The organism is Rhodanobacter sp. UC4451_H18, from assembly GCF_052978225.1.
In genome coordinates this window covers 3,377,550-3,398,471 of the sequence record NZ_CM129663.1, presented here as the reverse complement: position 1 = coordinate 3,398,471, position 20,922 = coordinate 3,377,550, and the positions used below count along the sequence as shown (strand labels likewise).

Annotated in this window: 20 protein-coding genes; 2 read left to right on the top strand and 18 right to left on the bottom strand. The window is 69.2% G+C overall.

Annotation, left to right across the window (positions count from 1 at the left end):
- Window positions 1–2: 2 nt before the first annotated feature.
- From ACVCMG_RS15185 to ACVCMG_RS15160, 6 genes are all read right to left on the bottom strand, one after another.
- Entirely contained in the window at window positions 3–1,727 is a 1,725-nt protein-coding gene (locus ACVCMG_RS15185) for a methyl-accepting chemotaxis protein (protein WP_447114483.1), read from the bottom strand.
- 14 nt (window positions 1,728–1,741) lie between these two features.
- Window positions 1,742–2,248: a chemotaxis protein CheW gene (locus tag ACVCMG_RS15180; protein WP_136257424.1), complete on the bottom strand. Its 507-nt coding sequence runs from the start codon at window positions 2,246–2,248 to the stop codon at window positions 1,742–1,744.
- Between the two features lie 189 nt (window positions 2,249–2,437).
- Window positions 2,438–4,147, bottom strand: a complete 1,710-nt coding sequence (locus ACVCMG_RS15175) for a methyl-accepting chemotaxis protein (RefSeq protein WP_447114482.1) — start codon at window positions 4,145–4,147, stop codon at window positions 2,438–2,440.
- Between the two features lie 133 nt (window positions 4,148–4,280).
- Complete coding sequence (locus tag ACVCMG_RS15170) at window positions 4,281–6,293, bottom strand: chemotaxis protein CheA (protein ID WP_447114481.1); 2,013 nt, start codon at window positions 6,291–6,293, stop codon at window positions 4,281–4,283.
- 10 nt (window positions 6,294–6,303) lie between these two features.
- The gene (locus ACVCMG_RS15165; protein WP_447114480.1) at window positions 6,304–6,666 is read right to left on the bottom strand and encodes a response regulator; all 363 of its coding nucleotides are present in this window, start codon (window positions 6,664–6,666) and stop codon (window positions 6,304–6,306) included.
- Window positions 6,667–6,680: 14 nt separating this feature from the next.
- Window positions 6,681–7,289, bottom strand: coding sequence for an STAS domain-containing protein (locus tag ACVCMG_RS15160; protein ID WP_395119795.1), 609 nt, complete (start codon window positions 7,287–7,289; stop codon window positions 6,681–6,683).
- On the opposite strand from ACVCMG_RS15160, the gene fliK reads away from it, so the two are divergent.
- Both fliK and ACVCMG_RS15150 read left to right on the top strand, forming a co-directional pair.
- Window positions 7,282–8,427 (top strand): flagellar hook-length control protein FliK, encoded by a 1,146-nt coding sequence (fliK, locus tag ACVCMG_RS15155; protein WP_395119796.1) that lies wholly within the window; start codon window positions 7,282–7,284, stop codon window positions 8,425–8,427. The genes ACVCMG_RS15160 and fliK overlap by 8 nt on opposite strands.
- Window positions 8,424–8,675, top strand: coding sequence for an EscU/YscU/HrcU family type III secretion system export apparatus switch protein (locus tag ACVCMG_RS15150; RefSeq protein WP_395119797.1), 252 nt, complete (start codon window positions 8,424–8,426; stop codon window positions 8,673–8,675). The genes fliK and ACVCMG_RS15150 overlap by 4 nt, the downstream gene beginning before the upstream one ends.
- Window positions 8,676–8,825: 150 nt before the next feature.
- Here the strand turns inward: ACVCMG_RS15150 and ACVCMG_RS15145 are convergent, their stop codons facing one another.
- The 12 genes from ACVCMG_RS15145 to flhB form a co-directional block, all read right to left on the bottom strand.
- Window positions 8,826–9,179 (bottom strand): DUF2802 domain-containing protein, encoded by a 354-nt coding sequence (locus tag ACVCMG_RS15145; protein ID WP_395119798.1) that lies wholly within the window; start codon window positions 9,177–9,179, stop codon window positions 8,826–8,828.
- On the bottom strand, window positions 9,169–9,645 hold the full coding sequence (locus ACVCMG_RS15140; protein ID WP_447114479.1) for a chemotaxis protein CheW: 477 nt from the start codon (window positions 9,643–9,645) through the stop codon (window positions 9,169–9,171). The genes ACVCMG_RS15145 and ACVCMG_RS15140 overlap by 11 nt, the downstream gene beginning before the upstream one ends.
- 37 nt (window positions 9,646–9,682) lie before the next feature.
- Window positions 9,683–10,699 (bottom strand): flagellar motor protein MotD, encoded by a 1,017-nt coding sequence (motD, locus tag ACVCMG_RS15135; RefSeq protein ID WP_447114478.1) that lies wholly within the window; start codon window positions 10,697–10,699, stop codon window positions 9,683–9,685.
- Window positions 10,696–11,436 (bottom strand): flagellar motor protein, encoded by a 741-nt coding sequence (locus ACVCMG_RS15130; RefSeq protein WP_395119801.1) that lies wholly within the window; start codon window positions 11,434–11,436, stop codon window positions 10,696–10,698. Before ACVCMG_RS15130 ends, motD begins: the two co-directional genes overlap by 4 nt.
- 4 nt (window positions 11,437–11,440) lie before the next feature.
- Window positions 11,441–13,303, bottom strand: a complete 1,863-nt coding sequence (locus ACVCMG_RS15125) for a chemotaxis protein CheA (protein ID WP_447106526.1) — start codon at window positions 13,301–13,303, stop codon at window positions 11,441–11,443.
- Window positions 13,304–13,316: 13 nt separating this feature from the next.
- Window positions 13,317–13,958 (bottom strand): protein phosphatase CheZ, encoded by a 642-nt coding sequence (locus ACVCMG_RS15120; protein ID WP_447106527.1) that lies wholly within the window; start codon window positions 13,956–13,958, stop codon window positions 13,317–13,319.
- The gene (cheY, locus tag ACVCMG_RS15115; RefSeq protein ID WP_136257437.1) at window positions 13,955–14,362 is read right to left on the bottom strand and encodes a chemotaxis response regulator CheY; all 408 of its coding nucleotides are present in this window, start codon (window positions 14,360–14,362) and stop codon (window positions 13,955–13,957) included. The genes ACVCMG_RS15120 and cheY overlap by 4 nt, the downstream gene beginning before the upstream one ends.
- A 58-nt stretch (window positions 14,363–14,420) precedes the next feature.
- Entirely contained in the window at window positions 14,421–15,149 is a 729-nt protein-coding gene (locus tag ACVCMG_RS15110) for an RNA polymerase sigma factor FliA (protein ID WP_447106528.1), read from the bottom strand.
- Window positions 15,146–16,087, bottom strand: coding sequence for a MinD/ParA family protein (locus tag ACVCMG_RS15105; RefSeq protein ID WP_395119805.1), 942 nt, complete (start codon window positions 16,085–16,087; stop codon window positions 15,146–15,148). The genes ACVCMG_RS15110 and ACVCMG_RS15105 overlap by 4 nt, the downstream gene beginning before the upstream one ends.
- A 14-nt stretch (window positions 16,088–16,101) precedes the next feature.
- On the bottom strand, window positions 16,102–17,415 hold the full coding sequence (gene flhF, locus ACVCMG_RS15100) for a flagellar biosynthesis protein FlhF (RefSeq protein ID WP_447106529.1): 1,314 nt from the start codon (window positions 17,413–17,415) through the stop codon (window positions 16,102–16,104).
- Between the two features lie 263 nt (window positions 17,416–17,678).
- Window positions 17,679–19,769, bottom strand: a complete 2,091-nt coding sequence (gene flhA, locus ACVCMG_RS15095) for a flagellar biosynthesis protein FlhA (protein ID WP_447106530.1) — start codon at window positions 19,767–19,769, stop codon at window positions 17,679–17,681.
- Between the two features lie 12 nt (window positions 19,770–19,781).
- Window positions 19,782–20,921: a flagellar biosynthesis protein FlhB gene (gene flhB / locus ACVCMG_RS15090; RefSeq protein ID WP_395119808.1), complete on the bottom strand. Its 1,140-nt coding sequence runs from the start codon at window positions 20,919–20,921 to the stop codon at window positions 19,782–19,784.
- Between the last annotated feature and the right edge of the window lies 1 nt (window position 20,922).

Below are 20,922 nucleotides of genomic sequence, written 5' to 3'. Positions count from 1 at the left end.
GCTCAGAACTCCTTCCACGCACCAGCCGCGGCGGCGTCCGCCTCGGCCATCGCGCGTGCCGGCTGCGCCTTGCGCACGGCGGCCAATACCGCGGCAGTCTCCACCGCGGCGGCGGCCGCGACCGGCGCCTTGGCCGGCGCCGCCTGGCTGCTGTCGGCGACCTGGAAGAACGCCACCTGACGTGCCAGTTCGTCGGCCTGCTCGTGCATCGCGCGGGCAGCGGCCGAGGCTTCCTCGACCAGCGCGGCGTTCTGCTGGGTCATCTCGTCCATCTGCATCACGGCGTTGTTGACCTGGTCGATGCCGGCGGACTGCTCATGGCTGGCCGCGGCGATCTCGGCCACGATGTCGGTGACTTTCTTCACGCTGTCGACGATCTCGGCCAGCGCCTTGCCTGACTGGTTGACCAGTTCGGAACCGGTACGCACCTTCTCCTCGCTGTCGCTGATCAGGCCCTTGATCTCCTTTGCCGCGCCGGCGCTGCGCTGGGCCAGGCTGCGCACCTCGGTGGCCACCACGGCAAAGCCGCGGCCCTGCTCGCCGGCGCGCGCCGCTTCCACCGCCGCGTTGAGCGCCAGCAGGTTGGTCTGGAAGGCGATCTCCTGGATCAGCCCCACGATGTCGCCGATCTTGCGGCTGGAGGCGTCGATCTCGGTCATCGCCGCGATCGCCTTGCCGGCCACTTCACCGCCGCGTTCGGCCTGTTCGCGCGCACCACGGGCGAGCTGGTTGGCGTGGCTGGCGTTCTCCGCGTTCTGCTTCACGGTGGAGGTCATCTCCTCCATCGACGAGGCGGTTTCCTCCAGGCTGGAGGCCTGTTCCTGCGTGCGCTGGCTGAGGTCGTCGTTGCCGCGGGCGATCTGCTGCGCGGCCGTGCTCACCGCATCCGAGCCAAGCCGCACTTCGCCCACGATCTCGCTGAGGTGCTGGTCCATGTTGCGGAAGGCGAGCAGCAGGCGACCGAACTCGTCCTTGCGGTTCACGCGGATGTCATGGCCCAGTTTGCCCTCGCCGATCTGGTCGGCGATCTTCACCGCATGGTGCAAGGCGCCGGTGATCGAGCGGATCAGCCGCACCGCGACGAACAGCGCCAGCAGCAGGCCGGCGATCAGTGCCGCCAGCGTGGACGTGTGCACGAATTTGTAGCGCCCGACCTGCGACTGGTAGACATCGTGCACCTCGTCGCCCTGGGCGGTGATCAGCTTGTCCAGCGCGTCCTGCCGCATCATCAGCAACGGCCGCAGCTGCATGTCCATCATGTCGGCGGTGCCGGTATCGGCGGAAGCCAGCGCGGAGTAGATTTCCTGCTGCGCTTCGCTATAGTCCGGCGTGGTCTCGTTGTAGTCGGCAAGTTTCTTGGTGACTGCCGGGCTCATCCGGATGGCGGCCAACTGCTTGCCGATCGCTGCAATGTCCTTGTCGATCTGGTTCGCCTCGGCAACCTTCTGCTTCACCTGGTTGGGCTTGTCGATCGCGCCGGCGGCTTCGCCCAGCACGATGAAGTTCATCAGCGACTTGGCCCGCAATTGGCCCATCAGCCGGGACGGCACCATCGCCTCCTCGTAGCTATGGCGCATGCCTTCGTTCTGCCAGGACATCACGCCCAGGCCGATCGCCGCACCGGCCACCAGCATCGCGCCGAGCAGCGCGAACACGCCGATCAGGCGCGCCTTGACGGTTAGGGTGGGCACCTTGGCAAAACGTGCCAGCACTTTCTTGATCTTCATGAGCATTCCCCGATTCAGGCGGCAACTTCGACTTCGCGGACATGCGGCAGCGCCGCGTCCAGGGTTTCCACGTCTTCCGGACGCATCAGCTTGTCCACGTCCAGCAGCATCACCATGCGTTCGACATGGGTGGCTAGACCTTTCAGGTAGCGGGTGTCCACGACGGCGCCCATGTCGGGCACCGGCTTGATCGCGGACGGGTCGATGTCGACCACGTCGGAAACGGCATCCACCACGATGCCGAACAACCGCTCGGCGACCGCCACGATGATCACCACCGTGCTGTCGCCATAGCTCTCGCGCTCCAGGCCGAAGCGCAGGCGCAGGTCCATGATCGGCACGATCGCGCCGCGCAGGTTGAGCACGCCGAGCAGGTGGTCGGGCGTCTGCGGGATGCGCGTCACGCGCGACCAGCCGCGGATCTCGCGCACCGACAGGATGTCGACGCCGTACTCCTCGCCCGCCAGGTTGAACGTCAGCTGCTGCACCGTCGGTGCCGCGCCATCGGTGTTCTCGTGCATGAGCCTGCTACCTCGTGATGGGCGATTGCGGTCGCCGTGCCGCCATCACCTGTGTCGGCACGGCGACAGGAAACTTGAGCGGAAAGCGGACGCGGCCGCTGCTGCCGCGCCGTGCGGAAGACGGGCGCGGTCCCGCCATCGGGCGGCCGCTGGCAGGCAAGCGCCCGGGGAGGACCGCGAAACGGAGAATCAGAACTCGGTCCAGGCGCCGGCGGCCGCCGCGCGCCGCGGCGCCGGCTCGGCAGCACGAGCCACCGCCTTGCGCGGCAGCTCCACCACGCGTGCCGATTCCGGCGCCGCGACGGGCGCTTGCGCATCGGACGGTGCGCCGCCGAGCTGGAAGAACCTCATCTGCCGCTGCAGTTCCAGCGCCTGTTCCTGCATCGCCCGCGCGGCGGCGGCGGCCTCCTCGACCAGCGCCGCGTTCTGCTGGGTGACCTCGTCCATCTGCATCACGGCGCGGTTGACCTGGTCGATGCCGGCGGACTGCTCGTGGCTGGCCGCGGCGATCTCGGCAACGATGTCGGTGACTTTCTTGACGCTCTCCACGATGCCGGTCAGCGCCGCGCCGGACTGGTCGACCAGCGCGCTGCCGGCCTGCACCCGCTGCACGCTTTCGTTGATCAGCCCCTTGATCTCCTTCGCCGCCGCCGCGCTGCGCTGGGACAGGCTGCGCACCTCGCTGGCCACCACGGCGAAGCCACGGCCCTGCTCGCCGGCACGCGCGGCTTCCACCGCGGCGTTGAGCGACAGCAGGTTGGTCTGGAACGCGATCTCGTCGATCAGCCCCACGATGTCGGCGATCTTGCGGCTGGAGGCATTGATCTCGCCCATCGCCGCCACTGCCTGCGCCGCCACTTCGCCGCCGCGCTCGGCCTGCTCGCGCGCACCGCTGGCGAGCTGGTTGGCGTAGCTGGCGTTCTCCGCATTCTGCTTCACGGTGGAGGTCATCTCCTCCATCGAGGCAGCGGTCTCTTCCAGGCTGGAGGCCTGCTCCTGGGTGCGCTGGCTGAGGTCGTCGTTGCCCTTGGCGATCTGCTGTGCGGCGCTGCTCACCGTTTGCGAACCATGCTGCACCTCGCCCACGATGCCGGTCAGCTTGTCGCGCATGCGCGCCAGCTCGGCCAGCAGGCTGCCGCTGACGAAGCGCTTGCCGTCATCGTCGCGGCTGAGGTCGCCATTGGCGATGCGGCTGGCCATGGCCATGGCAAAGTCCGGCTCGCCGCCGATGCTTTGACGGATGCTGCGCATCGACAGCCACACCAGCAGGACCACCAGCATGGCCACCAGGCCCGCTTCGCCCAGGCTCGTCTCCAGCGCCTGCCGGAACTCGGCGTCGATATTGTCGACGTCGGCGCCGCTGGCGAAGTTCAGATTCCACGGTTTGAACAGCAGCGAATAGGTGATCTCGTCCATGTTGCCGCCATCGGGCATCTTCTGCGTATAGCGGATGATGCCGTGGCCGTCCTTCACGTCGGCCTCCGACATCAGCCGGTAGTGCCGCATGCCGTTGGCGTCGGCCTCGGCGCTGATGTCCTTGCCGGCCCACTCCGGGTGCAGCGGATGCAGACGCATGATCAGGTCGGTACCGAACACGAAGATGTAGCCGGCGCCGCCGTCCCACCGCATGTCGTGGATCTGCGCCAGCGCCAGCTTCTGCGCCTCGGCCTGGCTGAACTCGCCCTTGACCGCACGCGCGTGGAAACCGTTGGCCACCGAGATGGCCGACTCGATTTCGTTGCCCAGCATGCGTTCCAGCTCGAACATCTGGCGATTGCGGCTTTCGAACGCATTCAGCACGGTCAGTCCGGCCAGGCCGGCAACGACCACCACGACCACCAGCATCACCCGCGCGTTCAGGCTCAGCCGACTCAACGACCAACGCTTGAAAGAGTTCATCGTCATCAACCTCGAAAATTGAATGGATACCGGGCCCAGGCCCGCCAGACCGGCGGCTGGTGTCAGTCGCAGGCAGCAACTTCATGTACACGCACTGCTCGACGCTCCATCCACATGCTTCCTGTGGCGCCGCTCACGCCGCCTGGCGACGCTGCCCCAACCGCACCACGCCACTCACATCCACGATCAACGCCACCGAGCCATCGCTGAGAATCGTCGCGCCGGAAATGCCCTGCACGCGCTGGTAATGCGCCTCCAGCGACTTCACTACCGCTTGCTGCTGGCCGAGCAGGTCGTCCACCAGCAAGCCGACGCGGCGGCCTTCTTCCTCGACCACCACCACGATGCCGCGCTCGATCTCGGTCACCGCCGCCTTGCAGCCGAACGAGCGGTGCAACCGCATGATTGGCAGGTAAGCGTCGCGGAAGTGGAACACTTCGCCGCCACCGGCGATCTTGCGCACCATGTCCGGGCGCAGCCGCAGCGACTCGACGATGGAGATCAGCGGCACGATGTAACGCTCCTCGCCGACCGACGTGACCAGGCCGTCGATGATCGCCAGGGTCAGCGGCAGCGCGATGGTGAACACGCTGCCCTTGCCGCTCTGGCTGCGCACGCCGACGCTGCCGCCGAGATCGCGCACGTTGCGGCGCACGACATCCATGCCGACGCCGCGGCCGGAGAGGTCGGTGGCCTGGGCAGCCGTGGAAAAGCCGGGCTGGAAGATCAAGTCGGCCACTTCGCCGTCGTCCAGTTCCTGGCCGGCGCGGATCAGGCCGCGCTGCTCGGCCTTGGCCACGATGGCGGCGCGGTTGAGGCCGGCACCGTCGTCGCTGATCTGCACCACGATATTGCCGCCTTCGTGGTAGGCGTTGAGCTTGAGCACGCCAGTCTCCGGCTTGCCGGCGGCCTTGCGCTGCTCCGGCGGCTCCAGCCCGTGGTCGATCGCATTGCGCACCAGGTGCACCAGCGGGTCGCCGATTTTCTCCAGCACGGTCTTGTCCAGCTCGGTGTGTTCGCCGTGCAGTTCCAGCTTCACCTGCTTGCCGAGCTTGCGCTCCAGGTCACGCACCAGCCGCGGGAAGCGATTGAACACCGAGCCGATCGGCAGCATGCGGATGCGCATCACGCTTTCCTGCAGCTCGCGCGTGTTGCGCTCCAGCTGCAGCAGGCCCTCGCGCAGGCGTTCGAGCTGCGAGAGGTGGAAATGTTCGCCGATGTCGCTGAGCATCGACTGGGTGATCACCAGTTCGCCCATCATGTTGATCAGCGCGTCGACCTTGTCGATGCCGACGCGGATCGAGCTGCCCTCGCTGCTCGCGGCGGCCGTTTCGCGGACCGGGCGCGGCGCGCTGGCGGCAGGTGCGGGGCTGGCGACGGGGGCAGCCACCGGCGGCGCAACGATGGTCGGCGCGACCGCGACCGGCGCGGCGCCGATCGGCTCGATCGTCAGCTCGCAGTCGCCCTCGACCCAGTCGAACACCGCGGCCACGTCGGCGCGCGCCACGGCGCCGTGCAGGCGCAATTCCCAGCCCAGCCAGCACTGGCCCGGATCGAGTTCGGCCAGTTGCGTTGGCGCAGCGTCGACCACGAAGACGCGGCATACCTCGAGCCGCGTCAGCTGCTGCAGTTCGCGGAACAGGCGCAGCGGATCGTTGCCGGTCTGCAACAGGTGCGGCAAGGCCACGAAGCGGATCGCCCAGCCATCCACGCTCGCTGCCGCGGGTGTCGTCGGGACCGCCGCCGGGGCCGTTTCGCCGCTGACCAGGCGCACCAGTTCACCACGCAGCGCCTCGCTGTCGGCGTCGGCCGCGGGCAGGCCGTGGCTGGTATGGTCGAGCATCGCGCGCAGGCAATCCACCGAGCGCAGCAGCAGGTCGATCAGTTCGCCGTCCACGCCGCGACGTTCGCTGCGCACTTCCTCCAGCAGCGATTCGGCCACGTGGGTGAACGCGGCCACCTCGGCAAAGCCGAACGTGGCCGCGCCGCCCTTGATCGAGTGCGCGGCACGGAAGATGGTGTGCACCAGCTCATGGTCGGTCGCGCCCGAATCCAGTGCGAGCAACGCCGCCTCCATCGCGTCCAGCCCTTCCAGGCTTTCCTCGAAGAAGGTCTTGTGGAACTGGGTCAGGTCGACGGCGCCCATCGGTGTTCCTTCAGCCGAGCACGCGCTTGACGGTGGCCAGCAGCTGTTCCGGGTCGAACGGCTTGACCAGCCAGCCGGTGGCGCCGGCGGCCTTGCCTTCCATCTTTTTCTCGGTGTGCGATTCGGTGGTCAGCATCAGGATCGGCACGCCCTTGTACGCATCCAGCGCACGCAACTGGCGCACCATCGCGATGCCGTCCATCACCGGCATGTTGACGTCCGCCAGCACCAGCTCGAACGCGCTGCCGCGCGCGGCGTCCAGCGCCAGCTGGCCGTTCTCCGCTTCGGTCACCTCGTGGCCGGCGCCACGCAGGGTGAAGGCCACCATGCCCCGCATCGAGGCCGAATCGTCTACCGCGAGAATCTTTGCCATGCTGCCACCTCGTGTCAGGCCGACGTTGCCGTCGGCAGGTTCAATGACTGTTCCAGCCCGAGCAGGGCCGCGGCCTCGTGCAGGACCTCGTTGGTGCCGCGCCAGGCCAGCGCGCCGCCGTTGTGTTCCAGCTCGCGCCGGAACAGCACCAGCAACTGCAACGCCGCGGTGTCGACGCGCTCGAGCGCCTGCGCGTCGATCACGATGTCGCCGTGTTGCAGCACCTGCTGCAGTTGTTCCTTCAGCGCCATCTGCGCGGCCAGCCGGCAGTCCGCCGGCAGGCAGACCACCGCGGCCCCGTCGGCCGCCGCCGGTGGCTGCTTGTTCTTCGCTGCCCGCTTGCCGCCCATTTCGATGACTCCGTTCGCGCCGTTGTGCGCCGACGCCTGCTCTATCGGCCGCCGGGCGGTTCGCTTTAGGGAGTCTCGAATAACTGCCCTCTTGCCGTCATTCCCGCGAAAGCGGGAATGACGGCAGCCCGGGTTCTCCCGGGTTTCCCTGCCGGCGCCGGCAGGCGTCGCGCGCCCAAACGGCACGCTCAAGTATTCCCGCAAGCGGCCGATGACCTTCGCGACCGCCGCCTTTCCCATCCGCGCCAGGCGCAGGAACTTACGCTTGAACATTCCACCGATCAGCCTCGCCGCGCTTACCTGGGCTGGCGCCGCCTCCGGCACCACTGCCCAGAGCTGGCGCATCGGCACGGTGCTGGCGGCGCGCCCGCTGGGCGTGAACCCGCAGGGCCTGCTGGTGTTGCAGATCGGCGCGCTCACGGTGGAGGCGGACGTGTCGCACAGCCAACTGCCGGCACAGTTCCAGGTGCGTGTGCTGAGCCTGGGCGCGCAGCCGCAACTGGAGGTGCTCAGCCAGGCGGCCGACCCCACTTTCCAGCGCATGCTGCGCGAACGCCTGCCGCAGCAGAACGGCTACACGCCGCTGCTTTCCACGCTCTCCGCGCTGGCCCAGCGGCCGGCGCTGCGCCAATTGCCGGCCGACGTGCGCACCGCGCTGGCGGTGCTGGAGCAGGCGCTGCGCACGCCGGCGGAAATCACCCGCGGCGACGGCCTGCGCGAAGCGATCCGGCGCAGCGGCCTGTTCTTCGAATCACGACTGCTGCAACCGCGCCCCGGCCAGCCGATGCCGCCCGCCGACGACTGGAAAGGCGCCCTGCTGCGCCTGGCCAGCCTGCTCGACCGGCGCGCGCCGGCGCCGCCGCCATCGGATCGCGGCGACGCCGCGCCACCCTTGCTGCAGCGCGCACTGCAGTCGCAGCCGCGCCTGCCGCTGCCGTTGCCGGCGCTGACCGGCGATGACGACGTGGCCCAGTTGCTGCGCCGCCTGCACGGCGACGTGAAGGCCGCGCTGGCACGCATCGAAGTGGCGCAGCTCGATGCCAGCGCCCATCCCGCCTCGGCCTGGATCATCGAGGTGCCGCTGCTGGGCAAGGACGGCCACGACGTGCTGCAGATCAAGCTGGAGTTCGGCACCGACGGCGCCGAGGGCAGCAAGGGCTGGACACTGGGTTTCGCGCTGGACCTGCCCCCGCTGGGCCCGGTGCAGGGCGAGCTGCAATTGAACGAGCCGCGGCTGTCGGTGCGGCTGTGGGCCGAGCGCATCGAGACTGCGCAGAAACTGGAGCGCCAGTTCACCCCGCTGCGCCAGCGCCTGGCCGCCTGCGGCGTGCTGCTCGACCAGCTGAGCTGCCAGGTCGGCATACCGCACCCGCCAGGCAGCAGTGCCCTGCTGCTGAAGGCCACCGCATGAACGATCAGCCGCCACCGAAGCGGGTCAGCCTGCGCCTGGCCGGTGCCAGCGAGGAAACCGCGCCGATGTCGCCGCAGTCGCTGGAACTGCTGCTGGCCCGCGCCCGCGAGATGGGCGTGCCGCTGCACCACGACGCCCAGATCGCCGCCCTGCTGGCCACGTTGCGCCTGCGCGACGACATCCCCGTGCAGCTCTACGCCGCCGCCGCCTCGGTGCTGGCGACGATCTACGACGCGGCGGAGGAGTAGGCGCGAGGCGCGCCGGCCGACCCGGAAACGGCAGGAGCCCGCTTGCGGGCGATGCCTTTGGCCGGGAATCGGGAATCGCGAAAACAAAAGCATCGCCCGCAAGCGGGCTCCTGCGGGAGCGCGACACCGGCGCGCTGATTCCAGCCGATGTCAGGAACCGGCCGGATGCATCTGCATTACCAGCCGCGCCTCGTCGCGCGACAAGCCGCAGCGGCTCACCAGCTGGTCGAGGTCGGCGCCTTCGCGGGCCAGTTGCTGGGCCAGCTCGTAGGACTGGCGGGTGGGCGGCGGTTGCTGCTCGGCGTGGCGGATCTGCCGCTCGACGCGGCCGAGCGCGGCGACCAGCATCGAGGTCGGCACGTCGGTGACGCCGTGGGCGGTGTCATGCACGACCTGTTCGACGCGTTGCTGCAGCTGCAACGAGTGTTGCCACAGCCGGTACAGCACGGCGCACTGGACCAGCGCCAGCCCCAGCAGCACCCCCATCCCGATCTCAAGCCACATGGCCCGCTTCTCCCCCCAGTCGACACAACCGACATACATCAAGCAGGGCCACGAATCCACCCTGCCATGACAGTACACCGGTGACCGGATCGTCGCGGCGGCTGGCGCGGCCCGGCGGCGGGGGTTCGATCTCGATGCCGTCGCTGTGCAGCAGCTCGCCGACCGCACCCACGCGCAGGCCGACCAGGTGTTCGGCGTGGGCCAGCATCACGATGCGCACGCTGGCCGGATCGAGCGGCGCGCTCGCCACGCCCATGCGGCGCTGGCCATCGAGCACCGGCACGATGCGTCCGCGCAGGTGGCGCACGCCGAGCACGTCGGCGGCGGCGCCGGGCACGGGGGTGATGTCGCCGTCGCGGATCACTTCGTTCACCGCCTCCAGCGGCGCGGCATAGAGCTGCGCGCCGATGCGGAACGACAGCCAGTGCCCGGCGGCAGCGTCGGGTGCGCAGGCGGGCGCGTTCATGGGCAGGGTCCGGCAAGGTTGAACAGAGGCATGGCGCTCACCGATCCGGGCTGAGGTTGCGCGCGACCGGATGCGGCGCATCGGCCGGCACGGCGGGCGTGACCGCGGCAGGCAGCGGGTCGGCGGGATGGACGGCGATCACCGCGGGCACGACCGGCAGCAGGTCTGCCCCGCTGGCCGCAGCGGGTGCAGGCACGGGTGCGGCAGCATTCGCGACAGGCGCCGCGGCCGGGCCGGCCAGCTCGCTCCATCGCTGCGCATCGAGCTGCTGGCGCGGCTCGCCCGTGCGCTCGTTCATCACCACCACCAGCACGCGACGGTTCTGGTTGCGGCCTTCGGCGGTGTCGTTGGTGGCCAGCGGACGCACCTCGCCCCAGCCGATGATGCCCAGCCGGTCGGGTGCCACGCCCGTCATCGCGAACAAGCGCGCCACGCTGGCCGCGCGCGCGGCGGAGAGCTCCCAGTTGGACGGATATTGGGCGGTGCTGATCGGCACGTTGTCGGTGAAGCCTTCCACGCGCAACGCGTTGGGGAAGCGGGCCAGGATGCCGGCCAGGTTCTCCAGCACGGCGTTGGCCGAGGTGGAAAGCTGTGCCACGCCGCTGGGGAACAGGATGTCGGTGCGGATCTCGATCTCCAGCCAGTTCGGCGTGTGGCGCACCACCACCAGCTTGCGGTCGATCAGCGGCTGCAGCGCCTTGCGTACCTGGTTCTCGATGTCGTGCATGCTTTGCGCGCCGCCGCGTCCCGGCGCCGGCGGGCGCTGCAGCGGCAACGGCAGCGTCACCGGGTTGCTGCGGTTGACGGAATGGCGGATCGGCACGGCCGCGGCCGGCTGGCGCTGGCCTTCCGACGCGGGCGGCGGCGCGATGACCTGGCTGTTGCCGTTGAAGGCCTGCAGCAGCGATTCGGACATCACGCGGAACTTGCCCTCGTTGACCACCGACACCGCGTACATCACCACGAAGAAGGCCAGCAGCAGGGTCATCAGATCGGCATAGGGGATCGCCCACGCCTCGTGGTTCTGGTGCTCTTCGTGGCGATGCCGCCTCACGCGACGTAACCCTGCAGGCGCGCTTCGATCTGGCGCGGGTTGTCGCCCTGGGCGATCGAGACCAGGCCTTCGACCAGGATCTCGCGCATCTGCGACTGCTTGCCCACCAGGCTCTTCAGCCTTGCGGCCATCGGCAGCATGAACAGGTTGGCCAGCGCCACGCCGTAGATCGTCGCCACGAAGGCCGCGGCGATGCCGTGGCCGAGCTTGCTCGGATCTGCCAGGTTCTGCATCACCGCCATCAGGCCCATCACCGCGCCGATGATGCCCAGCGTGGGCGAGTAGATGCCGGCGTTCTCGTAGACCTTGGCGCCGGCCAGGTCGATCGCCTCGCGCGTGTCCATGTCCACTTCCAGCACGCTGCGGATGGTGTCCGGCTCGCCGCCGTCGACCAGCAGTTGCAGGCCCTTGCTGACAAACGGGTCGCTCTCGGACTCGATCTGCGGCTCCAGCCCGAGCAGGCCCTGGCGGCGCGAGATTTCGCTCCAGCCCACGATGCGGCTGATCAGGTCGCGCGGCTCGTGCCGCGGCGGCCGGTAGATCAGTTTCATCATCTTCAGCGCGTGTTTCATCACCGCGCCCTGGTTCTGCACCAGCAGCGCGGCCAGCGTGCCGAAGAACACGATCACGAACGCGGCCGGGTTCCACAGCGCTTCCACGGTGGAGCCCTTGAGCACGGTGCCCATCACGATCACCACGAAGCCCAGGATGGTGCCGATGATGCTGATTCTGTCCATGCGGTCAGACTTCCTTCTGCAGCGAGGCGGAACAGCTGTCGGCCGCGGCGACCAGGCCCGCCAGGTCCATCACCAGCGCCAGCCGTCCGTCGCCGGTGACGGTGGCGCCGGCGATGCCCGAGGCGTCGGCGAACAGCGGGCCGAGCGGCTTGACGATGACGTCCTCGCGCCCGCGCACCTCGTGCACCAGGCAGCCGAGGCGCTGGTGGCCGATGTGCAGCACCACCACGTGGCGGCCGGCACCGGCATCGGTGCCCACCCAGCGCGCGAGATCGGTCAGCGGCAGCGCGCGGCCGCGGTGCTCGGCGACCAGGCGGCCGTCCAGCTCGCGATCCTGGCCGTCGGCCAGTTCGAACACTTCCTGCACGTTGCCCAGCGGCAGCGCCAGCAGGCGGTCGGCCACGCGCACCATCAGCACGCGCAGCACGGCGAGGGTCAGCGGCACGGTCAGTTCCAGCTCGCTGCCGTGGCCCAGCCGCGACTGCACGCGCAAGGTGCCGCCCAGCTCGGCCACGCGGGTCTTGACCACGTCCATGCCGACGCCGCGGCCGGAGATGTCCGACACCGCCGCGGCGGTGCTGAAGCCGGGGCGGAAGATCAGTTCATAGCACTCGGCGTCGCTCAGGCGGGCGGCCTGGGCATTGTCCAGCAGGCCCTTCTCGACCGCCTTGCGGCGCAGGATGTCCGGGTCCATGCCGTGGCCGTCGTCGCTGACCGCGATCACGATGCGCTCGCCGCGCTGACTGGCGGAAAGCACGATGCGGCCCTTGCGCGGCTTGCCGTTGCACTCGCGTTCGTCCGGCATTTCCACGCCGTGGTCGAGTGCGTTGCGCAGCAGGTGGATCAGCGGGTCGGCCAGCGCTTCGACCAGGCTGCGGTCGAGGTCGGTGCCCTCGCCTTCCAGCACCAGTTCGACCTCCTTGCCGAGCTGGCGCGCGAGGTCGCGCACGATTCGCGGGAAGCGCTGGAACAGGCGTCCGACCGGCTGCATGCGCATGCCCATCGCCGCGCCCTGCAACGCGTCGGTGACGCGATCGAGTTCGCCGGCGGTGGTGGCCAGCGATTCGTCGCCGAGGCGCGCGGCCAGGCTGAGCAGGCGGTTGCGCAGCAGCACCAGTTCGCCGGCGTGGTTGACCAGCAGGTCGAGTCGCGCGGTGTCCACCCGCACCGAGTGATCCGCCGCCGCGGCCGGACGCGCCGGGGCGGCGTTCGCCGACGGCGCGGTCGTTGCGGGCGACGGTGCAGGTGAAGGTGAAGGTGCGGCAGGCTGGCCCGGCTTGCCGTGCAGGCTGTCGAGCAGGGCCTCGAACTCGTCGTCGTCGATGCCGGCCGGCGGCGCGGCGGGAAGCGGGGCCGGCGCGACGGTGCCGGGGGCGGCGGTGCCGTACAAGGTGTCCAGCAGCGCCTCGAATTCGTTGTCGTCGATGGCGCCGGCTTCGGCAGGCGCCGCGGCCGGCGGCGGCGCGGCCACCGGTGCCGGCGCCGCGGCGTGCGGCGTGAGCGCCTGCAGCAGGGCCGGCGGCGGCATCGCCATCGCGCCGCCGTCGCTCACCGCGGCCATCATGTCGTTGAGCAGGTCCAGCGCCTGCAGCAGGCCGTCCATGTGGGCGGCGTCCAGCGCGAGCTTGCCGTTGCGCGCCTCGTTGAGCAGGTCCTCGGCGTGGTGGCACAGCAGCACCATCGGCTCCAGCGCGAGGAAACCGGCGCCGCCCTTGACGGTGTGGAACGCGCGAAACACGGCGTTGAGCAGCTCGCTGTCGCGCGGCGACGTCTCCAGCGCCACCAGTTGCTCGCCGAGCCGCTGCAGCAACTCCCCGGCCTCGACCAGGAAATCCTGGCGCAGCTCGAGGTCGAATGCCGTGTCCATCGAGGCCATGTCCTCAGAACCCGAATTCGCTGAGCAGGCGATCGGCCTCCTCCTGGCTGGAAACCTTGGCCACGCTGGCCGGCACCTCGCTGCCTGCCAGCGCGCCGGTGAGGCGCACCAGTTCCAGCAGGGTCGACTCGACCGAACCGATGAAGTTGTCGACCTTCTTGATGCGTTGCCCGGTGAGGTCCTGCCACGACTGCGCCACCACCAGTTCGGCCAGCCCTTCGCGGCAGCCGTCGGCAAACATCACCGACTCGCGCGCCAGCACTGAAGCCGGCTCGTTGTCCTGCGACCACTTGAGCATTTCGGCGGCGTTGATGGTCAGCGCCTCGGCCTGCGGGCGCATGCGTTCGGCGAAGTCGATGGTGCGATGCGCGGCGTTCGCGCTCATCTCCAGCGCGTCCTGCAGGTAGCGGCGCGCATCGGCGGCATTGCCGGGGAAACCGTCCTGCGCCAGGTCGCTGCCCAGCCGGCGCACGGCGTCGTGCAGGTCGCGCGCAAGCTGGCCGAGTGCACGGAACATGTGCTGCTCGCGCTGGCGCACGATGGCGTCCAGCGCCTGTTCGAACTCGGCGCCGTCCGGGCTGTTCAGCAGCGCGCGCAGTTCGGTCGGCAGGTTCTCGTCCATCGCGAGGGCGGGTGCGGCGCTCATGCCGTCACCCCGCCGGCGGCGATGCGCTCGAAGATCTTGGTGAGTTTTTCCTTCAGCGTGACCGCGGTGAACGGCTTGACGATGTAGCCGTTCACGCCGGCCTGGGCGGCGGCGATGATCTGGTCGCGGTTGTTCTCGGCGGTGACCATCAGCACCGGCAGACCCTTCAGCGACGCTTCGGCGCGGATCGCCTTGAGCAGGTCGATGCCGGTCATGTTGGGCATGTTCCAGTCGGTGACCACCAGGTCGAACGGCTGGCTGCGCAGCATCGCGATCGCGTTCTCGCCGTCGTCGGCCTCCTGGATCAGCGGGTTGCTGAAACCCAGCTCCACCAGCAGGTTCCTGACGATGCGCCGCATGGTGGAGAAGTCGTCCACCACCAGGATTTTCATGTTCTTGTCCAACGCTTCTCTCCACATGGGCCGTCAGGCGGCCCCTTGGTTTTGGTCCGTCCGGCCGCGGTCAGCCGCGCCAGCCGGAAAGTCGTGCGCGCAACCGGAGCACCGCCTGCCCGTGGATCTGGCAGACGCGCGACTCGCTCACGCCGAGCACCGCGCCGATCTCCTTCAGGTTCAGCTCCTGTTCGTAGTACAGCGACATCACCAGCTGCTCGCGGTCGGGCAGGCCGCTGATCGCCTCGGCCAGGTCCTCACGCATGCCCTCGCGCTCGATGTTCTCCGACGGCCCGAGGCTGCCCTCGTCGGCCACGTCCATCACGCCGCCCTCGTCGCCGTCGTCCGACCCGGTGAGGCTGAGCAGCCGCACGCAGGCGGCATCGGCCAGCACCTGGTGGTATTCCTCGGCGCTGATGCCCAGCCGCCGCATCACCTCCTTCTCGTCCGCCTCCGCACCCGTCTCGACCTCGATCTGGCGGATCACCTCCGCCACCTCGCGGGTCTTGCGATGGACCGAGCGCGGCGCCCAGTCGGTGCGTCGCAGCTCGTCCAGCATCGCGCCACGGATGCGGATGCCCGCATACGTTTCGAAGCTCGCCCCGCGGTTCTGGGCGAAATTGCGCGACGCTTCCAGCAAACCGATCATTCCCGACTGGATCAGGTCGCCCACGTCCACGCTGGCCGGCAACCGCCCCATCAGGTGATAGGCGATCCGCCGCACCAACGGTGCATGCCGGCGTACCAGTTCGTCGGCACTTTCGCGGGAAACCTGCAGATACTCCGAAGCCACACTCATCTCGGCACCCCATCAGCCGTTGCGTTCCGGCCGCCAAAGAAGGCAATCCGGTCGAACACTGCGCGGTCCGTCTCCGCCCACTTATCGACCAGTTCCGCCAATTTCTTGAATGCCAGCGCCGAATGGCTCGACGGCCACACGTCGACGACGGCACATTGCCTGCGGATGGCCTGGCGCAGACGCTCGTCGTGCGGCACCCATCCACTGAAATCGATCACCACGTCCAGGAAGCGGTCGCTGACCCGCGCCAGCTTCTGGTGCAGCGCGCGCGCATCGCCCTCGTTGCGCACCATGTTGGCCACCATGCGGATGCGCCGCACGCCGAAATCGCGGCTGAGCACCTTGGTCAGGCCGTAGGCGTCGGTCAGCGAGGCGGGCTCGTCGCACACCACCAGGATCACGTCCGAGGCGGCGGCGGCAAACATGGTCACGTTGTCGGACAGGCCGGCAGCGGTGTCCACCAGCAGGAATTCGGGCGGGCGCGCCAGTTCGTCGAACGCGCGGATGATCGCCGCGTGCTCGCCGTTGTCGAGCTGCGCCAGCCGGCGCGCACCGGAGCCGGCCGGCACCACCTGCAGGCCGCGCGCGGCGGGCAGCAGCAGTTCCTCCAGCGTGCACTCGCCGTCGAGCAGGTGGCCGATGTGGCGCGAGGGGGTGAGCCCGAGCATCACGTCGACGTTGGCCAGGCCCATGTCGGCGTCCAGCAGCATCACCTCGCGGCCGGCGATGGACAGTGCCATCGCCAGGTTCACCGCGACCGTGCTCTTGCCCACGCCACCCTTGCCGCCGGCCACCGCGATGGTGCGGCACGGCGGGCGTGCGGGCGCGCCGTTGCCGAACAGGTTGCTGGCCTGGTGACCCGGCGGCAGCGCGGCCGGCGGGGTCGCCGGGCCGGCGGCCATGCCCAGTGTCTGTTGCAGCCCGAAGGCCTGGTCCATTGCAGGTACTCCGCTCATGCGCTGGCTACCGCCAGTCCGAACCGGTCGGCCATCAGGCTGTCGTCGGGAATGCCGGTCTTCAGCGATTGCGCCGCGCGGCACACCAGCACGCGCGCGTCGGCCACGCTGATGTCCTCCGGCACGCGCTGGCCGTCGGTGGTGTAGTCCAGCGCCAGCCGGCGCCGGATCAGCACCGACAGCGCGCCGCCCAGGTTGGGCGCTTCGTCGAGCTTGGTCAGGATGCAGGCCTGCGGCTGCAGCGGCAGGTAGGCGCGCACGGCGTCGTCCAGCGACTGTGCATGCGTGTTCGCCGCCAGCACCAGGGTGGCGCGCAGTTCATTGGCCTGGGCCAGGGTGTCCAGCTGCTGGTTGAGCCGCGGATCGTGGCTGGCCACGCCGGCGGTGTCGATCAGCACGGTGTGGCGATCGCGCAGCAGCTCCAGCACCTTGCGCAGGCTGTCGCCGTCGTAGGCCGGGTAGACGCGCACGCCGAGCAGGCGGCCGTAGTGTTCCAGTTGCGCGGCCGCGCCGATGCGGTAGTGGTCGGTGCTGACCAGGGCGACCTGGTCGGCGCCGTGGCGCATCACCGCGCGGGCGGCGAGCTTGGCGATGGTGGTGGTCTTGCCCACGCCGGTGGGACCGACCAGGGCGGTGACCATCGGCGCATCGTCGGCCAGCGCGCGGCCGCTCACCGCCAGGCGGCGGCTGAGCATGCCCAGCGGCAGGTAGCGCGCCTGCTCGGCATTGATCTGCTCGGGCAGGTCGTCGACCAGCAAACGCGCCACGTCGGGCTCGATGCCGATGCGGGTCATCTCGCGCAGCACCCGCGCGCGCAGCGGCTGGCGCCGCTCCAGGTCGTTCCAGGCGAGGCTGGACAACTGCACTTCCAGCATCTCGCGCATGCTGCCCAGCTCGTTGCGCAGGCGCGCCGTGTCCTGCGCGGCACGTTCCATCAGCGGCGCGGCCGCGGCACGCGCGGCGACCGGCGCGGCAGGCGTCGGCTCGACGCGCGGACGACGCGGCGGCGGCGGTGCCACCGCGGCACGAGGCGCGGGCGCCTCCGCAACCGGCGCGCGCGTCGCCGGCGCCGCGACCGGCGGCTGGCTGTTCGCCGCCGGCAACGGCGGTGGCGGCTCGGCCGGCGCACGCGCGCCCCCCTGGCGCGAAGCCTCGCGCATCAGCGCTTCGTCGTAATCCAGCGCCGCGATGATCTCGATGCCCTCGGCAATCCGCCGCGTCGACAGGATCACCGCCTCGTCGCCCTGCTCCTCGCGCACCTCGCGCATCGCCTGGCGCATGTCGGGGGCTACGTAACGTTTGATTTTCATGGGTGCTCGCTTCGCTCGCGGGAATAGGGAATGGGGAATAGGGAATCGGCAGAAGCAGCCGCGTCGCGCTCGACAGCACGCGGCCTTCGCGATTTCCCATTCCCGATTTCAGTTTCGTGTGCGCGCATTTCCTATTCCCTATTCCCTATTCCCTATTCCCTATTCCCTATTCCCTATTCCCTATTCCCTATTCCCTATTCCCTATTCCCTATTCCCTATTCCCTATTCCCTATTCCCTATTCCCTATTCCCGGCGTTGGGGCGCTAGCGCCCCAGCGCTTGTACCAATCGCACCCGACGGTTGTCGGGCACCTCGTTGTAGGCCAGTACGTGCAGGTTCTGTGCCACATGGCGGGTGAAGCGCGCGAGCCATGGCCGCAGCGGTGGCGCAACCAGCAATACCGCGGGTTCGCCGCTCATTTCCTGGCGTCGCGCGGCATCGGCCACGCTCTGCTGCAGGCGGTCGGCCAGGCCCGGTTCCACCGCGGCTCCGGCCACGCCGCCGCCGGAAAGCGAGCCGAGCAGGATCTGTTCGAGCTCCGGCGCCAGCGTGATCACCGGCACCTCGGTACCCAGCCCGGTGATCTCCTGCACGATCTGCCGGCCCAGCGCGACGCGCACGGCGGCGGTCAGAACGCCGGGATCCTGACTCTGCCCGGCGTGCTCCGCCAAGGATTCGACGATGCTGCGCATGTTGCGGATCGGCACCCGCTCGGCCAGCAGGTTCTGCAGCACCTTGACCACCACGCCCAGCGACAGCCGCTTGGGCACCAGGTCCTCGACCAGCTTCGGCGCGTTGGCGGCGAGCCGGTCCAGCAGTTGCTGCACGTCCTGGTGGCTGAGCAGTTCGTGCGCGTGGCCCTGCAGGATGTGCGACAGATGCGTGGCGATCACCGTGGCCGGGTCGACCACGGTATAGCCGTAGCTTTGCGCCAGCTCGCGCTGGCCGCTCTCGATCCACACCGCCTCCAGCCCGAATGCCGGGTCCTGCGTGGCGATGCCCTGCAAGGTGCCGTGCACCTGGCCCGGATTGATCGCCATCAGGCGGTCGTTGTGCACCTCGGCCTCGCCCATCGGCACGCCCATCAGGGTGATGCGGTAGGTGTTGGGGCCGAGGTCCAGGTTGTCGCGGATATGCACCGCCGGCACCAGGAAACCGAGTTCCTGCGACAGCTTGCGGCGCACCGACTTGATCCGCCCCATCAGCTCGCCGCCCTGGTGGGTGTCGACCAGCGGGATCAGCCGGTAGCCCACTTCCAGGCCCAGCGGATCGACGCTGGCCACGTCCTCCCAGCCCAGCTCCAGCCGCTCGGTCGGTGCGGCCGCCACCGGCGCCTCGGCTACCGACTCGGCCAGCCGCTCGCGCGTCTCGCGCTCGCGCCTGAACAGCAGCCAGGCGATGCCGCCGCAGATGCCGCCCAGCAGCAGGAAGGCCACGTTCGGCATGCCCGGGATCACGCCCATCACGCCCAGCACCACCGCGGCCACCGCCAGCGCGCGCGGCTGGCCGAACACCTGGCCGATCACCTGCTTGCCCATGTCCTGCGATTTGGACACGCGCGTGACGATCACCGCCGCGGCCACCGACAGCAGCAGCGCCGGCACCTGCGCCACCAGGCCATCGCCGATGGTGAGCAAGGTGTAGGTGCGCGCCGCCTCGCTGGCGGACAGGCCGTGCTGCATCACGCCGACGAAGAACCCGCCGACGATGTTGATGAACAGGATCAGGATGCCGGCGGTGGCGTCGCCGCGCACGAACTTCGAGGCGCCGTCCATCGAGCCGTAGAAGTCCGCCTCCTCGCGCACTTCCTGGCGCCGCTCGCGCGCCTGCTCCTGGGTCAGCAGGCCGGCGTTGAGGTCGGCGTCGATCGCCATCTGCTTGCCGGGCATGGCGTCCAGGGTGAACCGCGCGGTCACCTCCGATACGCGGGTGGCGCCCTTGGTGATCACCACGAAGTTGATCACCACGATGATGGCGAATACCACCAGGCCCACGGCGAAATTGCCGCCGATGACGAACTCGCCGAATGCCTCGATCACCTTGCCGGCGGCGCCGGGGCCGTCGTGGCCGTGCAGCAGCACCACGCGGGTGGAGGCGATGTTGAGCGCCAGCCGCAGCAAGGTGGCCATCAGCACCACGGTGGGGAACGCGGCGAACTCCAGCGGCCGCATCACGTAGACCACGGCCAGCAAAATCACCAGCGACAAGGCGATGTTGAAGCTGAACAGGATATCCAGCAAAAACGGCGGCATCGGCAGCATCAGCATGCCCAGCATCGCCAGCACGATCACCGGCGCGCCAACACCCCGTCGCGCGAGGTGTCTGAAATTGCCCAGTACGTCTGCACCCGTCATCGTTTTGACTCGTCACGCATCGCGGTAGGGGCCCATCAGGTCAGGATCGACCTCGGGGTTGGGTGCGGCCGGCGGGCTCTCGCCCTGCGCCGCGGCTTGCTTGAGCTGGTAGACCCAGGCAAGCACCTGGGCCACCGCGACAAACAGCGAAGCGGGGATTTCGCGACCCAGTTCAGTCGTTGCATACAAGGCGCGTGCCAACGGCGGCGCTTCCACCACCGGGATGCGGTGGCTGGCCGCCACCAGGCGGATCTGCGCGGCCAGCACGTCGACGCCCTTGGCGATCACCCGCGGCGCGCCCATGCGGCCATCGTCGTAGCGCAGCGCCACCGCGAAGTGGGTGGGATTGACCACCAGCACGTCGGCGCGGGGCAGGTCCTCCATCATGCGGCGGCGCGCCTGCGCCTGCTGCACCTGGCGGATGCGCCCCTTCATCTCGGGGTTGCCCTCGCTCTCCTTCATCTCGTCCTTGATCTCCTGCTTGGTCATGCGCAGGTTCTTGGCGTGGTCGAACTTCTGGTACAGCGCATCGATCGCACCGATCAGCGCCAGGATCACGCCGAACCACAACGCGGCACGCCCGAGCAGCCCGATCGACTGCGCGATGCCGGCCGCCACCGAGCCGCGCCCGGTGGCCTGCAGTTCGCCCTGCCAGTGCTGCAGCACCAGCGCCAGCACGCCACCGATGAACAACAGCTTGAGCAGTGCCTTGCCCAGTTCCACCAGGCCGCGCAGCGCGAAGATCTTGCCCAGCCCCTTGATCGGGTCGAGTCGCTCGAACTTCGGTTGCAGCGCCTCGGTGCTGAAGTTCAACCCGCCCAGCAGCAGCGGCCCGGCCAGCGCGGCCAGCAAGGTGGCGATGGCCACCGGCGCGAACAGCAGCAGCGCCTCGTGCATCGCCGCGTGCAGCGCACTGCCGGCCAGCGCGTCGGTGAACAGCGCATCGCGCGAGTAGCCCAGGCCCAACGCAAAGATGCGCCGCGCATGCTCCAGGCCGCTCTGCCCGCTGCCCATCAGCGCCGCCACGCCGGCCAGCACCACCAGCGCGCCGGACAGGTCGCGCGATCGCGGAACCTCGCCCTTCTCGCGCGATTCGCGAAGTTTCTTTTCTGTCGGTTGTTCGGTTTTTTCCTGGTCGCTGTCGTCGGACATG

Excerpts from the sequence above, each read along its gene's own strand:
- ACVCMG_RS15185 (WP_447114483.1), bottom strand. The coding sequence starts at position 1,727 with ATGAAGATCAAGAAAGTGCTGGCACGTTTTGCCAAGGTGCCCACCCTA.
- ACVCMG_RS15180 (WP_136257424.1), bottom strand. The coding sequence starts at position 2,248 with ATGCACGAGAACACCGATGGCGCGGCACCGACGGTGCAGCAGCTGACG.
- ACVCMG_RS15175 (WP_447114482.1), bottom strand. The coding sequence starts at position 4,147 with ATGAACTCTTTCAAGCGTTGGTCGTTGAGTCGGCTGAGCCTGAACGCG.
- ACVCMG_RS15170 (WP_447114481.1), bottom strand. The coding sequence starts at position 6,293 with ATGGGCGCCGTCGACCTGACCCAGTTCCACAAGACCTTCTTCGAGGAA.
- ACVCMG_RS15165 (WP_447114480.1), bottom strand. The coding sequence starts at position 6,666 with ATGGCAAAGATTCTCGCGGTAGACGATTCGGCCTCGATGCGGGGCATG.
- ACVCMG_RS15160 (WP_395119795.1), bottom strand. The coding sequence starts at position 7,289 with ATGTTCAAGCGTAAGTTCCTGCGCCTGGCGCGGATGGGAAAGGCGGCG.
- ACVCMG_RS15150 (WP_395119797.1), top strand. The coding sequence starts at position 8,424 with ATGAACGATCAGCCGCCACCGAAGCGGGTCAGCCTGCGCCTGGCCGGT.
- ACVCMG_RS15145 (WP_395119798.1), bottom strand. The coding sequence starts at position 9,179 with ATGTGGCTTGAGATCGGGATGGGGGTGCTGCTGGGGCTGGCGCTGGTC.
- ACVCMG_RS15140 (WP_447114479.1), bottom strand. The coding sequence starts at position 9,645 with ATGAACGCGCCCGCCTGCGCACCCGACGCTGCCGCCGGGCACTGGCTG.
- ACVCMG_RS15130 (WP_395119801.1), bottom strand. The coding sequence starts at position 11,436 with ATGGACAGAATCAGCATCATCGGCACCATCCTGGGCTTCGTGGTGATC.
- ACVCMG_RS15125 (WP_447106526.1), bottom strand. The coding sequence starts at position 13,303 with ATGGACACGGCATTCGACCTCGAGCTGCGCCAGGATTTCCTGGTCGAG.
- ACVCMG_RS15120 (WP_447106527.1), bottom strand. The coding sequence starts at position 13,958 with ATGAGCGCCGCACCCGCCCTCGCGATGGACGAGAACCTGCCGACCGAA.
- ACVCMG_RS15110 (WP_447106528.1), bottom strand. The coding sequence starts at position 15,149 with ATGAGTGTGGCTTCGGAGTATCTGCAGGTTTCCCGCGAAAGTGCCGAC.
- ACVCMG_RS15105 (WP_395119805.1), bottom strand. The coding sequence starts at position 16,087 with ATGGACCAGGCCTTCGGGCTGCAACAGACACTGGGCATGGCCGCCGGC.
- flhF (WP_447106529.1), bottom strand. The coding sequence starts at position 17,415 with ATGAAAATCAAACGTTACGTAGCCCCCGACATGCGCCAGGCGATGCGC.
- flhA (WP_447106530.1), bottom strand. The coding sequence starts at position 19,769 with ATGACGGGTGCAGACGTACTGGGCAATTTCAGACACCTCGCGCGACGG.
- flhB (WP_395119808.1), bottom strand. The coding sequence starts at position 20,921 with ATGTCCGACGACAGCGACCAGGAAAAAACCGAACAACCGACAGAAAAG.